Annotated in this window: 12 protein-coding genes; 7 read left to right on the top strand and 5 right to left on the bottom strand. The window is 72.5% G+C overall.

The window, feature by feature from the left end:
- Window positions 1-31: 31 nt before the first annotated feature.
- Window positions 32-1,423: an IS256 family transposase gene (locus J4N02_RS16115; RefSeq protein WP_243760825.1), complete on the bottom strand. Its 1,392-nt coding sequence runs from the start codon at window positions 1,421-1,423 to the stop codon at window positions 32-34.
- A 221-nt stretch (window positions 1,424-1,644) separates the two neighbouring features.
- Here J4N02_RS16115 and J4N02_RS16110 point away from each other — a divergent pair, with 221 nt between their 5' ends.
- Window positions 1,645-2,913 carry an MFS transporter gene (locus tag J4N02_RS16110; protein WP_188334255.1) on the top strand — a complete coding sequence of 423 codons (1,269 nt, stop codon included), beginning with the start codon at window positions 1,645-1,647 and terminating at the stop codon, window positions 2,911-2,913.
- A gap of 144 nt (window positions 2,914-3,057) precedes the next feature.
- Window positions 3,058-4,134: an NADH:flavin oxidoreductase gene (locus tag J4N02_RS16105; protein WP_188334256.1), complete on the top strand. Its 1,077-nt coding sequence runs from the start codon at window positions 3,058-3,060 to the stop codon at window positions 4,132-4,134.
- 39 nt (window positions 4,135-4,173) lie between these two features.
- Here J4N02_RS16105 and J4N02_RS16100 read toward each other — a convergent pair whose 3' ends face one another.
- Window positions 4,174-6,747 carry a PEP/pyruvate-binding domain-containing protein gene (locus tag J4N02_RS16100; RefSeq protein ID WP_188334257.1) on the bottom strand — a complete coding sequence of 858 codons (2,574 nt, stop codon included), beginning with the start codon at window positions 6,745-6,747 and terminating at the stop codon, window positions 4,174-4,176.
- Window positions 6,748-6,898: 151 nt separating this feature from the next.
- Between J4N02_RS16100 and pdxH the strand changes: the two genes are divergently transcribed.
- Entirely contained in the window at window positions 6,899-7,531 is a 633-nt protein-coding gene (pdxH, locus tag J4N02_RS16095; protein WP_188334258.1) for a pyridoxamine 5'-phosphate oxidase, read from the top strand.
- On the opposite strand, the gene J4N02_RS16090 is transcribed toward pdxH, so the two are convergent.
- The gene (locus J4N02_RS16090) at window positions 7,528-8,931 is read right to left on the bottom strand and encodes a DUF2252 domain-containing protein (protein ID WP_188334259.1); all 1,404 of its coding nucleotides are present in this window, start codon (window positions 8,929-8,931) and stop codon (window positions 7,528-7,530) included. The two genes, pdxH and J4N02_RS16090, sit on opposite strands and share 4 nt — an antisense overlap.
- Window positions 8,932-9,038: 107 nt before the next feature.
- On the opposite strand from J4N02_RS16090, the gene J4N02_RS16085 reads away from it, so the two are divergent.
- From J4N02_RS16085 to J4N02_RS16070, 4 genes are all read left to right on the top strand, one after another.
- Window positions 9,039-9,428, top strand: a complete 390-nt coding sequence (locus J4N02_RS16085; protein WP_188334260.1) for a hypothetical protein — start codon at window positions 9,039-9,041, stop codon at window positions 9,426-9,428.
- A 72-nt stretch (window positions 9,429-9,500) separates the two neighbouring features.
- The gene (locus tag J4N02_RS16080; protein WP_188334261.1) at window positions 9,501-10,223 is read left to right on the top strand and encodes a hydroxyethylthiazole kinase; all 723 of its coding nucleotides are present in this window, start codon (window positions 9,501-9,503) and stop codon (window positions 10,221-10,223) included.
- Window positions 10,224-10,271: 48 nt separating this feature from the next.
- Window positions 10,272-10,706, top strand: coding sequence for a hypothetical protein (locus J4N02_RS16075; protein WP_182814669.1), 435 nt, complete (start codon window positions 10,272-10,274; stop codon window positions 10,704-10,706).
- Window positions 10,707-10,724: 18 nt separating this feature from the next.
- Window positions 10,725-11,591 carry a rhomboid family intramembrane serine protease gene (locus tag J4N02_RS16070; protein WP_188334262.1) on the top strand — a complete coding sequence of 289 codons (867 nt, stop codon included), beginning with the start codon at window positions 10,725-10,727 and terminating at the stop codon, window positions 11,589-11,591.
- Between the two features lie 27 nt (window positions 11,592-11,618).
- On the opposite strand, the gene J4N02_RS16065 is transcribed toward J4N02_RS16070, so the two are convergent.
- Together J4N02_RS16065 and ilvD are read right to left on the bottom strand one after the other, a co-directional pair.
- Entirely contained in the window at window positions 11,619-12,365 is a 747-nt protein-coding gene (locus J4N02_RS16065) for a hypothetical protein (RefSeq protein WP_188334263.1), read from the bottom strand.
- Window positions 12,366-12,456: 91 nt separating this feature from the next.
- Complete coding sequence (gene ilvD / locus J4N02_RS16060; protein WP_188334264.1) at window positions 12,457-14,313, bottom strand: dihydroxy-acid dehydratase; 1,857 nt, start codon at window positions 14,311-14,313, stop codon at window positions 12,457-12,459.
- Between the last annotated feature and the right edge of the window lie 47 nt (window positions 14,314-14,360).

Below are 14,360 nucleotides of genomic sequence, written 5' to 3'. Positions count from 1 at the left end.
GTGTAAGGGATCCTCTTGTTGTTGTTCGAATCTAGAGGTAGCGGTTGATGCGTTCGGGGTAGACGAGGGCGAGTTGGGCCAGAGCTTGTTTCCAGTTCGTCACGATCTGTCCCTCGACGAGCCGGCCGGGGGCCTTGCGTTTGCCGGCGGGTTGGCCGGCTTCCTTGGCGCGGTCACGAGCGCGTTTGTCCTCGATGGTGCAGATCGCTAGCCACAAGAGTTTGACCACCGCAGTGTCGTTGGGGAAGTGCCCGCGGTTCTTCGACACCTTCCGTAGTTGGTAGTTCAGGCTCTCGATGCTGTTGGTGGTGTAGATCACCTTCCGCAGGGCCGGCGGAAAGGCCAGGAACGGGATGAAGCGTTCCCACGCGTTCTCCCACGTCTTGACCGCGTGGGGGTACTTCTTGCCCCACTGGCCGTCAGCGAACGCGTCCAGCTCGCTGCGCGCGGCCTTCGCGTCTGAGGCGGTGTAGATCGGCTTCAACGCCGCCGCCACGGCCTTGCGGTCCTGGTAGCCGACGAACCGCATCGCAGCCCGGATCAAATGGACGACACAGGTTTGCACGGTCGCTTCGTTCCAGGTCGCCTCGATCGCCTCCGGCAGCCCGACCAGGCCGTCGCAGCACACGATGAGGACATCGCGGATGCCGCGGTTGGCCAGGTCGGCGCACACGCCGGCCCAGAACTTCGCTCCTTCGGTGGTTTGCAGCCAGATGCCGAGCACGTGCTTGATGCCGTCCATGTCCACCCCGACGGCCAGGTGGGCGGCCTTGTTCGTCACGTGCGCGCCGTCACGGACCTTGACCATGATCGCGTCCAAGTAGATGACCGGGTACAAGGCGTCCAGAGCGCGTTGCTGCCACGCGAGGACCTCATCGGCGACGGTGTCGGTGATCTTGCTGATCGTCTCGTGTGACAACTCCGTACCCAGCGTGGACCGCAGGAAGTACTCGATGTCACGCACCGTCATCCCGCCGGCGTACAAGGCGATGATCATCTCATCGAGCTCGTTCAACCGGCGCGTCCCTTTCGGTACCAGGCGTGGCTCGAACGTGCCCAGCCGGTCCCGCGGGAGGTCCAAGTCGACGTCCCCGACCTGGGTCGCGACCGTCTTCGGAGTCGTCCCGTTACGCGAGTTCGGGAACGCCGAGGCGTGCGGGTCACCCTTCTCGTAGCCGAGGTGGTCGGTGAGTTCGACCTGCGTGCCGCGCTCGAGGGCGGCCTTGATCAAACCCGGGATGAACCCGCCATCCCCGGCCAGATCGATCTCGCCGGCATCGATGCGGGCGAACAAACCGTCCAGAGCGCCCGAAGCCACCAGGTCAGCGGCAGCCTTCGATCCCGGAGCCTCAGCCCGCAAAGCACGTCGCTCGGCAGCAGACAGCCTGTTCGAATGATTCGTCGTATCGGTCACAACACTCATCATGGTTCCTTCCGGTAGAAGGACCGCTTACACAAACCATCTGACAGCACCTCGGCCCCCCCGTCGCGGCCGCCCCACCGGTCGTGCCACCCTCGGCCGACGCCCAGCCGTCGTTGTCGGCCAGCACCTGCCCCGGGTTGCACCAAACCCTTGTGCTTGTCATGCCCGATTTGCGATGATGGCAGACGGACTCACAGGCAACCGCGCATCAGGGTGGGGGGATGCGCACGTTTCGTGCACTCCCCGGAGACCTGATGGAGACCCTGACCACACCCACACCCACGCACGCCCCGGCCGAGCCGCGCCTGCGCCCCTTCCCGCTGCTCAGCGACGCGGCCGGCCTGCCCTACCTGGTGGCGTCCTTCGCCGCCCGCCTGCCCGTGGCGATGCTGCCGTTGGCGGTGCTCCTGCACGGCCAGCACCTGACCGGCTCGTTCGCCGTCGCCGGCCTCATGCTCGCCGCGATGAGCCTCGGCGCCGCGCTGGGCGCCCCGCTCGTCGGCGCCCTCGCCGACCGCTGGGGACCCCGCCGCACCGTCGCCACCATGACCGTCGTCGCCGCGCTGACGATCAGCGCCCTGGCGTCCTTCGCGTGGCTCCCGGCCCTGCCCGTGGCCGTGCCCGTGGGCACCGCGCTGCTGGTCGGGGCGTCCAACGCGCAGGTGGGCGCGATCGCTCGCTCGGGCTGGTCGACGCGCTTCTCCTCCCAGCCGCACGGCGCCCGCAAGGTCGAGGTGGCGATGGGCTACGAGACGGTCGTCGACGAGGTGTCCTTCGTGGTCGGACCGGTGATCGGCGCCACCCTCGCCACCGTCGTCAGCCCGGTCGCCGCGATCGGCGCCGCCCTCGCCGTGCTGGTGCTCGCCCAGGTCAGCTTGGCGGTGCTGCTGGGCCGCCACTCCCTGGCGTCCGGACGCCGCGGGCGCGGCCCCGTCTCCCCCCGGCTCGCCGTGTGGGTCGCCCTGTCGTTCCTGGTCGGCGGGGTGTTCGGCACCGTGCAGACCAGCCTGACCGCGGCCCTGGCCCCGACCGAGCACGCCCCGCTGACGGGCGTCGTCTACGCGTTCGTCGGGCTGGGGTCGGCCGTGTCGGGCATGCTCACCCACCTGCTGCACCGCTGGCCGTTGCCGCGTCGGGCCGTCGTGTTCGGGCTGGCGCTCGCCGTGATGGCCGTCGGCCTGCTCGGCGCCGGTCAGCTCGCGCTGCTCATGGCGGCGTGCGCCGGCATCGGCCTGTGCGTCGCCCCGCTGCTGGTGGCCGCGTTCACCGGCGCGGAGCGCCTCCCGTCCGCCGGGAACACCCTCGTCCTCACCCTGCTCAGCGCCGCGAACGTCGCCGGCGTGGGCGCGGGTGCTGCGGCCGCCGGGTTCGTGGTCGACGGCTTCGGGGCCCCGGTGGCCTTGGGCCTGCCCATCGCCCTCGGTGTCGCCTGCGCGGTAGCCGGCGCCATCGCGGCCATGCTGCGCGCGGACGTCCCGGTCGCCCGCTGAGCCCCGGGGGCGCGACACTCACCTTCGTCACCTTCGAGTGGGGTGGCGAACCCCCTCACGAGTGACAAGGGTGAGTGTCGGCCCACCTCGGGTGTTCCGGGTCAACCCGTCGGCCGTGATGCACGCGGTGGTATCAATCAAGGCGTGACCTCTCTCCACGAACCGCTCGCCCTGCGCCGCGGGCCCGCCCTGCGCAACCGCCTCGCGCTGGCGCCCCTGACCAACACCCAGAGCCACGCCGACGGCACGCTCTCCGACGACGAGATCGGCTGGCTGACCGCCCGCGCCCGCGGCGGCTTCGGCCTGGTCGTCACCGCGGCGGCCTACGTGCAGCGCTCGGGGCTGGCCTGGGCCGGCCAGCTCGGGGTGGCGTCCGACGACCACCTGCCCGGCCTGACCCGCCTGGCCGACGGCCTGCGCGCCGGCGGGGCGGTCTCGGCGGTACAGCTGCACCACGGCGGCATCCGGGCGGACGCCGCGGCCTCGGGTGAGCCGGCGGTCGCCCCGTTCGACGACGCCCGCTCGGGTGCGCGCGCCCTCACCACCGGCGAGGTCGAACAGCTGGTCGCCGACTTCGCCGCGGCGGCGGCGCGGTGCGAGCGGGCGGGTTTCGACGGCGTCCAGGTGCACGGGGCGCACGGGTACGTCCTCGGGCAGTTCCTCGACGTGGTGCGCAACGACCGCACCGACCGCTACGGCGGGGACGCCGCCGGCCGCGCCCGCGTGCTGCACGAGGTGGTCGAGGCCATCCGCGCGGTGACCGGGCCCGACTTCCAGGTGGGCCTGCGGCTCTCCGTGGAGCGTTTCGGGCTCGACCGGGCCGAGGCCGTGACACTTGCCGGCGACCTCCTGGCCTCCGGACGCCTCGACCACCTCGACCTCTCCCTGTGGCAGATCGGCAAGTCCCCCGAGGACGACCCGTCCGGGCCGCCACTGGTCGACGCCTTCCTCGACCTGCCCCGCCATGGCACCGCCCTCGCGCTCAGCGGTGGGGTGCGCACGGCCGCCGACGCCCAGGGCGCCCTCGACCGCGGCGGCGACCTCGTCTGCGTCGGGCGCGCCGCCGTCGTCGACCACGCCTTCGCGGGCCACGCGCTGGCCGACCCGGCCTACGCGGGGCCGCAGTTCCCGGTCACCCGCGACCACCTGCGCGCCGAGCACGTCGGCGAGGCGTTCGTGACCTACTTCGCGAAGGGGTGGCCCGACCTGGTCGCCGACTGAGCGCGGCGGGGCCCGTCGAAGCCCGACGAGCGTCCGGGGTCAGCCCAGCAGCTCGATCGCGCCCGAGCTGCCGTCGATGCGGACCCGCTGCCCGTCGACCAGCCGGCGGGTGGCGTCGTGCACGCCCACGACGGCGGGGATCCCGTACTCGCGGGCGACCACCGACCCGTGCGTCATCAGCCCGCCCACCTCGGTCACGAGCCCTGCGGCGGCGATGAACAGGGGTGTCCAAGCGGGGTCGGTGCCGCGGCAGACCAGGATCTCGCCGGCCCGCAGCTGTTGGGCCGCCGGGTCGTGCACCACCCGCACGACACCCTCGGCCACGCCCGGTGAGACACCGGCGCCGGACAGGTCGGCCGCGTCGGCGGACAGGCCCTCGTAGAACGTACGGCCGTCCTCGACCAGCACCCGGGGCACCTGCCCGCGGCGGGCCTCGGCGTCGAACACCGCGCGCCGCTGCGCGACGACGTCCTGCCACTCCGCGCTGAAGGCGCGGCGCAGCTCGTCGGTCCGCAGGAACGCCAGGTCGGCCACGGCCCCCAGCCGACCCTGCTCCACGAGCTCGGCGGCCGAGGCGTCCAGCCCGGAGCGGATCGACCCGAGGCACTGCACCAGCGTGAACTTGGGGGTCTCGCGGGCGCCCGCCATCCCGCGGATCAGCTTGGCCGCCTTGCGCACCTTGGCCGCGCGGGCGGGGGTCGAGGCGTCCATCAACGCCCGGATCGAGCGGCCGGCCTCGTGCTGGCCGGCCTTGTGCAGCGCGCGCGGCTGCGTGTGCGTGGGCATGCCGAGGTAGGCCTTGATCGTGTGCATGACCGGCGTCGGGTCGTCGCGCCAGCGCGGTGCGCCCAGGTCGATCTCGGCGACCCCGCGCATGCCGTAGCGCTCGAGGAACGTGCCGATCACCGTCTGGGCCACGCGCGGCAGCCGCCCGGCCAGGAACTGGCGGGCGAGGTCGGACGCCGGCGTCTCGGCCACCCAGCCCCACGCGGTCGCGTCGCCGCGGATCGTCAGCGCCACGTCGGACAGCGCGAGGTCCATCTCGGTGGTGACGTTGCCGGGCAGGGCCCGCATGACGTTGAGCGCGAGCGCGTCGGCGTCGGGCAGCTTGGTCTGGAGCGCGAGCTCGCGCAGCTGCTTCAGCGTCAGCATCGTGGGGCCCATGACCGGCGCGAAGGCGGGCAGCAGGGTCGGGAACGCGCGGCGTCCGAGGTCGTCGATCACGTCGACGCGGGCGGTCAGGCGTTCCTGGGGCGTGGACCGCCCGGCCGCCCGGGCCATCGCCTGCTCGACATGGCGGACCAGCCCGCCCGCGGCCCGGTCCAGGGCCTTCCGCGTGCCGGCGGGGTTCGTCGAGGCCGCCCGGATGCGCGGCCCGATCCGCGGCAGCAGCGCGAGGAAGCCCGCGGCCACGCCGGGGTTCGGCGCGGTGCGGGTGGCGCGCAGGCCGGGCTCGGTGCCGAGGTCGCGCAGGATGGCCGCCGTGCCCGGCTCGACCATCGGCAGGAACTCCAGGACCAGCCTGCGCGTCGCCCGGATACGCAGGAGGTCGTCGAAGCGCAGCCACAGCCGTTCTCCGGCGGGCTGGACGAAGCGGTTCGTGCGCCAGTCGACGCGGCGGCCGACGAGCCGGGCCGCGCCGGCGAGCGCGATGCGGATCGTCTCCTGGCCCAGCGGGGTCAGCGGGCCGAGGACGCCCTGGAAGGCGCCGAAGCTGAACCACACCTCGGGCTGGGCGTGCGCGCCCGGGTTGGGCGCCGGCAGCGGGAACAGAGACGTGATCGGGCGGGCCTGCACGACGAACAGCTCGCCGCCGGCGCGCGCCCACTCGATGTCCATCGGCTCGCCGTAGAGCTCGCCGATGCGGCGGCCGAGGGCGGCCAGGTCGCGCAGCTGCCCGACCGTCACGGACGCCGTGGGCCCGGCCAGCTGCTGGGACCGCACGTCGCCGGTGGCGGCGTCGAGGGTGAACGAGTCGGGCGTGACGCGCCCGGAGACCAGGTCCTCGCCGAGGCCCGGCGCGGCGTCGACGACCATCTCGTCGCGGCGTCCGGTGCGCGGGTTGACGGTGAACAGCACCCCTGACGCCTCGGCCGGCACCATCCTCTGCACGACGACCGCGATCGAGACGAGGTCGTGGTCGACGTGGTTGCGGTCGCGGTAGGTGATGGCCCGTTCGGTCCACAGCGAGGCCCAGCAGTCGACGACGCGGCGCAGCACGTCGTCGAGGGTGGCCACGTCGAGGAACGTGTCCTGCTGGCCGGCGAACGACAGGCCCGGCAGGTCCTCGGCCGTGGCCGACGAGCGCACCGCGACCGGGGCGGCCAGCTCGCCGCCGGTGAGCAGCGGGGCCAGTTCGGCGATGATGCGCGCCGCCAGGTCGCCGGCGAGGCCCGCCGAGCGGAACGCGGCCCGGATCAACTTCGACGCCTCGGCCGCGGGCTGCTGCCACGCGGCCTCGAGCACCGGACGCAGCTGGGACTGGGCCAGGAAGTCCTCGTACAGGGCGGGGGCGAGCACCACGAAGGGGGGCACGGGCAGGCCGGCCTCGCGCAGCCGCACGAGGTTGGCTCCCTTGCCGCCGAGGGCGCCCAGTTCCGCTTCCGTGGTCACCGGCCCAGTATCCCACCGGGCGCCGACGGATCGCGTGCCGCGGCGTCCGTCGTACAGTCCCGTACGAGGCACCGTCCTCCGGCCCCGGACGGCTAGTTCGCCACCTGCGAGCGAGGGGCCCGTTGGGTTCCCGAGGATTAGGGTGGATCGCATGGACCTCCACGGACTCCGCAAGAGCTACGAGCAGGGCGAACTGGACGAGGAAGCCGCCACCAACAAGCCGCTGGAGCAGTTCGCGGCCTGGTTCGCCGACGCACGCCGCATCAAGGGGCTCGAGCCGAACGCGATGACCCTGGCCACGGCGTCGGCCGACGGGCGGCCGTCGGCCCGGGTGGTGCTGCTGAAGGAGTTCGATGCGTCCGGGCTGGTCTGGTACACGAACTACGACTCGCGCAAGGGCGCCGAATTGGACGCCAACCCCGTCGCCTCCCTGCTGTTCTTCTGGGCGCCGCTGGAGCGCCAGGTGCGCGTGGAGGGGCGCGTGGAGAAGGTCACGCCCGAGGAGTCGGACGCCTACTACGCGGTGCGCCCGCTCGACAGCCGCATCGGCGCGTGGGCCTCGCCCCAGTCGCAGGTGATCGCCAACCGGGGCGTGCTGGTCGCCAACGCGGCCAAGGCCGCGGCAGAGCACGGGCTGCACCCGCGGCGTCCGGACCACTGGGGTGGCTACCGCCTCGTGCCCGAGGTCTGGGAGTTCTGGCAGGGCCGGACCTCGCGCCTGCACGACCGGCTGCGCTACCGCCTCGACGGCGTCGACTGGGTGCGGGAGCGGCTGGCGCCCTAGACCCCCGGCTCGTAGGGCAGGCGCCCGGCCTTGACCGCCGCCACCAGCACGGCGTGGTCGCGCTCGGTCTGGTCGGCGTAGGCGCGGGCCCAGTGCACGAAGGCCTCGACGGCCGACTCCTTCTTGCCCAGGTACCCCGAGATGATCGACGCCCCCGACGTGCGCGCGTGCCCCTTGGCGAGCAGGTGGCCGACGATGCCGGAGTAGTCGACCAGTGCGCCCGGCGTCATCGCGTCGAGCGGGACGCCGCCCTTCATGTTGCGGTACTGGCGCACGTAGTACTGGTGCTCCCCGACCGTCGTGTACCCGAGGAGGGGGTCGGACACGGTCTGGAGCTGCTGCTGGTACTCGACCACCCGCTGGCCCTGGTGGGCGTGCCAGGCGGTCTCGCCGTGCACGAACGGGGCCAGCACCGAGCGCTGTGCCTGCTTCAGCTGCAGGAACAGCACGTCGTCGGGCCGCGAGCCGACCAGCAGCGCGACCCAGGCGCGCATGCCGACCGATCCCACGCCGACCACCTTGTGGGCGATGTCGACCAGCGAGTAGCCGCCGACGATGCGGCGCCACTGGGGGGTCAGCGTGGGCAGGTAGGCGTCCAGTCCGGCGGCGAGGGCCTCGTACTCGGCGTCGGAGGGGTGCGTGACGAGCGGCGGGTCGTCGACGATGCGCGCCGCGTCGGTGGAGCCGCCGGCCAACTTGGGCAGCTTGCGGTCGGATGTCCGCTTGCGGGCCGCCTTGGCCGCCCGGTGGATCTCGTCGCGCAGGCTCGACTCGGTCGCCGTCTCGTGGAGGGCGTTCACGTCGAGGTGGTTGTACGCGCGCCACAGCAGCGGCGTCTTGGACAGGAAACTGACCTCGTCGCGGTACGCGGCCACGCACGCGCGGATCGCGTCGGCGCACTGTTCCTCGCTGGCGCCGTTGTCGCGGCCCAGCACCCAGATGGACGCCGTGAGCCGGCGCAGGTCCCACTCCCAGGCGCCGGTGTGGGCCTCGTCGAAGTCGTTGAGGTCGATCACGAGCTGGCCCTCGGGCGAGCGGTAGAAGCCGATGTTGCCGATGTGGGCGTCCCCGCACGCCGTCGTCTGGACCCCCGTCGCCGGCAGGTGCGCCACGTCGTGTGCCATCAGGTTGGCGGTGCCGCGGAGAAAGCCGAAGGGGGACGCCGCCATGCGTGCGGTCCGGACGCCCAGCAGCCAGTCCAGCCGGCCCTCGTGCGAGCGCTCGATGATGTCCACGACGCCGGGGCGGTCGTCGGTGGCCGCCCATTCGCCCAGCGCCTCGTGCGGGACGCCCGCGCGCAGCGACTTCCCGTGGTTGACCCGCTCGAGGCGGTCGGTGGCGGGGATGCGGAAGGAGGTGAAGGCGTCCGCGAAGTGCGTGTGCTGGCCCTCGGTGGTCATGCGCCCATCTTCGTGGGCGGGCCCGCGGCGGACCAAACACGGGCCGTCGGCGCAGGTCGCGCGACGTCGAGAAGTTCAGTCCTTGAATAGTGGCTATGCTGTCGGGCGTGACGAACACTGCAACGACCTCGAACGGCAAGCTCACCTTCCTGCGCGTCGCGGCCCTCCTGGCCGCGATCGGCTCGATCATCTCCCCGCTCCTGGCCACCGGCCCCCTCAGCGGCACCGGCCCGCTGAACGCCCTGCACGGCATGGTCGGCAACATGAACTTCGTGTTCGCGATCCTCGCGGGCGTCGGCGGCGTCCTGTGGGGCCGCGCGAGCGGCAACAAGGGCCTGATGTTCCACGCGCTCTCCCTGCCCGTGCTGGCCGTCATCCAGATCGCCCTGGGCCAGATGCACCTCACGATGGTGCACATCATCCTCGGCTTCGCCTACCTGCTGGCCGCCGTCGCGCTGTTCACGCTGGCGCTGCGCAAGCCCGGCACCGCCGCCTGACCGACCGCCGAACCACCCGAACCCGGGGCGTCCTCACCAGCGAGGACGCCCCGGGTTCGTCATACTGAACCCATGCCTCGTTCCGGACTCGCCCTGACCGTCGGTTTCGCCGCCGAAGCCGTTCGCGAGAGCGCACCCCTCGTCCACTGCGTGGCGCCCCGCGCCGCGACCTCGTTCGTCGCCGACGTGCTGCACGGCGCCGGCGCCCGTTCGGTCGTCACCGGCACGAGCCCCGACGCGCTCGCCGCGGCCCAGACCGCCGACGCCGTCATGCTCGACCTGGGCACCCTGGTCGCCGAGTGGTCCGACGCCGTGAACCCGGTCGTCGCCCAGCTCCGCTCGGCCGGGACGCCGTGGGTCCTGGACGCCACCCCCCTGGGTCGCGCCCCGCTCCGCGTCGACCGCGTCCGCGCCCTCCTCGGCCACCGGCCCACGGTCGTGCGCGCCTCCGACTCCGAGCTCGACGGCGTCCGCCTCGACGCCGCCGAGGGCGCGCTGGCCCTGGGTGAGTCGGCCGAGCACGTCGTCCACAACGGCCGCGAGGTGGCCGTCCTGACCGGCTCGTCGATGCTGGCCCAAGTGGCCGGCGTCCGGGCCGCGGTGTCGGCGCTGATGGCCGCCTGCTCCGCCGTCACGGGCCCGCTCGAGGCCGCGCTGGCCGGTGCCGCCTGGCTCGCCCTGGCGTCCGAACGTGCCGAGGAGCACGGCCGCGGGCCGGCGTCCTTCCGGGTCGCCCTGATCGACGCGCTGTGGACCGTCCGCGGCGACGAGATCGCCGAGTACCTCGAGCTCTGAGCCGCACTGCGCCTTTACCTGCCCGACGCCCCGCCCTAGGGTGGCGCCGTGGCAACCTCGCGACTCGAACCGCTGCTGTCCCAGAAGGTGTTCCGCGGGGCGTCGGGCGTCAACGCGCTGATCGCGCTCGCCCTCGGCGTCCTCGGCACCCTGTTGGGCGGCAACCCAGACCTACGCGCCGTGCACGCGGTGCTGGCGATCGTCTTCCTGGGCACCTCGCTGGTGTCGGCGCTGTCGGGCATGCGCTACGGCAAGCAGTCCAACACCAAGGGCCTGGCGCTGCTGGGCTTCGTCGTCTTCGGCCTCGGCGTCGTGCAGTACGGCCTGGGCGAGATGGCGGTCACGTGGCCGCACATGCTGCTCGGCTTCCTGATCGTGCTGGCCGCGGGCATGCTCTTCGTCCGCTCGCTCTCCCAGCCGGTGGTCTACACGGGCCGGCGGGCGGCGTCCGTGTCCCGACCCGACGTCGACCCGCAGGGCTGATCTGGCACCCTTGGAGTCGTGCCGCCTTTCAACGTGTCCCGCGACCACTCCGGTGACGCCTGGTTCCGCCTCGGGAAGCTGGACGTCACCAGCACCATGCTGGTCGTCCTCATCGGCGCCGTGGGCGTCGTCGCCTCGGCGTTCGCGCCCGTGCTGTACCAGGTCGGGCGGTTCGTGCCGGCCGAGGTCCTGCAGGGGCAGGTCTGGCGCGCGGTCACCTGGCCGTTCGTCGACGGCATCTCGCTGTGGACCATCCTGACCCTCGTCCTGCTCTGGTACTTCGGCCGCGACCTGGAGAACCAGGTCGGCCGGCGGCCGATGATGTCGCTCTACGTCGCGCTGTGGGCGATCCTCACCGTCGTCGCCTTCGTCGTCGGGCTGGCCATGGGCGGCGGCGCGATGGCGGGCCTGCGCAGCATCCAGTTCATCGTCCTGCTGCTGTGGATCGCCGAGTACCCGCGGCGCCCGTTCTTCTTCGGCATCCCCGCCTGGATCGTCGGCGCGGTGCTCGTGGCCCTGCAGGTGCTCAGCTACATCGCCATCCGTGACCTGGCCGGCCTGGCCAGCCTCGTCGTGACCTTCTTCGTGGCCGCGGTCGTGGCCCGTCGCTTCGGCCTGCTGTCCGACCTGTCCTGGTTGCCCGGACGCCGCGGGTCCGCCCCGCGCATCCGCCAGGGTGGGGGCGTCCGCGCACCCCAGGCTGCTGCGCCCCGCACGCCCCGCGCCGCGCGCGCGGAGCAGAAGGCGGCCGCCCGGCAGGCGTCCGACCACGAACGCATGGACGCCCTGCTGGAGAAGATCTCCGAGCAGGGCATCCACAGCCTGACCCCCGCCGAGCGCAAGGAGCTCGAGGCGCTGCGCGAGCGGCGGCGCAAGGGGCGCTGACCTGACCCCAGGGTTGGGGTCGGAGGATCAGAGGAGGTTCTGCACGATGCTGGCACCCAGTACGCAGAACAGCAGGAACGACCACCCGCCGGTGAGGCGTCCGGCCTTCGTGTAGGGCTGCTCGATCGCGCCCGTCCGCGGCACCCCGAACAGCAGGAACAGCGGGATCGTCACGGGTGACAGCGGGCTCGAGATCGCCCAGAACCACGCCCAGCGGGTCGCGCGCAGGGTCTGGGGACCCGAGACGAGCAGGCCGAGGGTCAGCAGCGCGCCGAGCAGCCCGCCGATGCCGACCCACGCCGGGACCTTCCAGCCGTACAGCCACCACGTGGTGTTGCGGTAGTCCTGGATGTGGGTCACGTCGAGCGGCTGGCCGGCGTACTCCTGCAGGCGGTCCTCGATACGTCCCGTGATCGGGTAGGAGGGGCTCGTGGTGTTGATCACGACCTGACCGGCGGGCTCGTCACCGGGGATCTCCTGCCGGACGGTGGTGAACCGGGGCAGGAAGCCGTCGTGCCAGCGGATCTCGGCGCTCGCCGTGCCGGTGGCGTTCTCGGGGAGGGCGTTGGCGATGACCACCTGGGTGACCCGGCCGGCGTTGATCGCCCGGCCGAGCTCGTTGAAGTCGGCCGGACGGGTGCCGAAGGCCAGCATGCCGATGCCCACCGTGGCGCAGAGGGCGAGCAGGGCGTAGCGGAACCACGCCACGGACCGGGGGACGGTCCACCCTGTCGGGCGGGCGGTCGCTGTGGGGGCGGAGGAGGTGGTGCTCATGTCGTCGAGCATGGCCCCACGTTACGCCGCCGGGGATCGGCTCGCGGGTGGTTGCCGCTCAGCACCGGGGATGATTCGTGCGGGTGCGGTCTCAGTCCAGCTCGCGGCGCGCGGCCCCCTTGTCGGCCGACAGCGCCAGCGACGCGTAGATCTTCAGCGCGTTGCTGACCTGGCGCTCCCGGGCGACCGGACGCCAGCCGCGCTCGTCCTGCTCGGCGCGGCGGGTGGCCAGCTCCTCGTCGGACAGCTCGACGTCGATCGACCGCTCGGGGATGTTGATCGAGATGATGTCGCCGTCGCGGATCAGCCCGATCGGCCCACCGGACGCCGCCTCGGGGGAGATGTGCCCCAGCGACAGCCCGGACGAGCCGCCCGAGAAGCGGCCGTCGGTGATCAGCGCGCACTTGGGCCCCAGGCCGATGCCCTTGAGGTAGGAGGTCGGGTACAGCATCTCCTGCATGCCGGGGCCGCCCTTGGGGCCCTCGTAGCGCACGACCACGACGTCGCCCTCGACGATCTTCCCGCCGAGGATCATCTCGACCGCCTCCTCCTGCGATTCGGCGACCTTCGCCGGGCCGGAGAACACCCACTGGTGCTCGGGGACGCCCGCGGTCTTCACGATCGCGCCGTCGGGGGCGATGTTGCCCTTCAGGACGCCCAGGCCGCCGTCGGCGGTGTAGGCGTGCTCGACCGAGCGGATGCAGCCGTTCTCGGCGTCGGTGTCGAGGTCGACCCAGCGCTTGGTGGAGGAGAACGCCTCGGTGGTGCGCACCCCGCCGGGCGCGGCGTACCAGAGGTCGAGGGCCTCGGCCGACACCTTGCCGCCGCGGATGTCCCACTCGTCCAGCCACGCCTGCAGGCTGGGGGAGTGCACGGCGTGCACGTTGGCGTCCAGCAGCCCGCCGCGGTGCAGCTCGCCGAGGATGGCCGGCATGCCGCCGGCCCGGTGCACGTCCTCCATGTAGTAGTCGGTCGTGTTCGGGGCGACCTTGCTCAGGCAGGGCGTGGCCCGGGAGAGGGCGTCGATGTCGTCCATGGTGAAGTCGACGCCGGCCTCGATCGCGGCGGCCAGGATGTGCAGCACGGTGTTGGTCGAACCGCCCATGGCGATGTCCAGGCGCATGGCGTTGCTGAACGCCTCGCGGGTCGCGATGTTGCGCGGCAGCACCGAGTCGTCGTCGCCCCCGTAGTAGCGGTTGGCCAGCTCGACCGCGAGGCGTCCGGCCCGCAGGAACAGGTCGCGGCGCGCGGACGCCGTGGCCAGCGTCGAGCCGTTGCCCGGCAGCGACAGCCCGAGCGCCTCGGTGAGGCAGTTCATGGAGTTCGCGGTGAACATGCCCGAGCACGAGCCGCACGTCGGGCACGCGCTCTGCTCGATGGCGAGCAGCTGGTCGTCGGAGACGTTCTCGTCGACCGCCTTGTACATGGCGTCGATGAGGTCGTAGCGGTCCTGCTCGTCGGGGGCGCCGGAGACCACGCGGTCGCCGAGGATGCGCCCGGCCTCCATCGGGCCGCCCGACACGAACACGGTCGGGATGTTCAGCCGCAGCGCCGCCAGCAGCATGCCCGGGGTGATCTTGTCGCAGTTGCTGATGCAGACCAGCGCGTCGGCCTGGTGGGCGTTGACCATGTACTCGACCGCGTCGGCGATGACCTCGCGGCTGGGCAGGCTGTAGAGCATGCCCGAGTGGCCCATCGCGATGCCGTCGTCGACGGCGATGGTGTTGAACTCGCGGCCCACGCCGCCCGCCTCGGCAACGGCGCCGGCGACGAGCTGGCCCATGTCCTTGAGGTGCACGTGCCCCGGCACGAACTGCGTGAAGGAGTTCGCGATCGCCACGATCGGCTTGCCGAAGTCGCTGTCGGTCATGCCGGTCGCGCGCCAGAGCGCGCGGGCGCCGGCCATGTTGCGGCCGTGGGTGGTGGTGCGGGAGCGGAGCTGAGGCATGGGTCCTCCTGGTGCGACGTTCCTGCCCAGATTAGTGCTGGACGCCG

Source organism: Propioniciclava sp. MC1595, assembly GCF_017569205.1.
Taxonomy (GTDB): domain Bacteria; phylum Actinomycetota; class Actinomycetes; order Propionibacteriales; family Propionibacteriaceae; genus Propioniciclava.
The sequence above is the reverse complement of the archived record's forward strand: the minus strand, read 5'-3'. Positions and strand labels throughout refer to the sequence as shown.

Coding starts and splice junctions, on each gene's coding strand:
- pdxH (WP_188334258.1), top strand. CDS start 6,899: ATGGACCTCCACGGACTCCGCAAGAGCTACGAGCAGGGCGAACTGGAC.
- J4N02_RS16110 (WP_188334255.1), top strand. CDS start 1,645: ATGCGCACGTTTCGTGCACTCCCCGGAGACCTGATGGAGACCCTGACC.
- ilvD (WP_188334264.1), bottom strand. CDS start 14,313: ATGCCTCAGCTCCGCTCCCGCACCACCACCCACGGCCGCAACATGGCC.
- J4N02_RS16090 (WP_188334259.1), bottom strand. CDS start 8,931: ATGACCACCGAGGGCCAGCACACGCACTTCGCGGACGCCTTCACCTCC.
- J4N02_RS16080 (WP_188334261.1), top strand. CDS start 9,501: ATGCCTCGTTCCGGACTCGCCCTGACCGTCGGTTTCGCCGCCGAAGCC.
- J4N02_RS16115 (WP_243760825.1), bottom strand. CDS start 1,423: ATGAGTGTTGTGACCGATACGACGAATCATTCGAACAGGCTGTCTGCT.
- J4N02_RS16065 (WP_188334263.1), bottom strand. CDS start 12,365: ATGAGCACCACCTCCTCCGCCCCCACAGCGACCGCCCGCCCGACAGGG.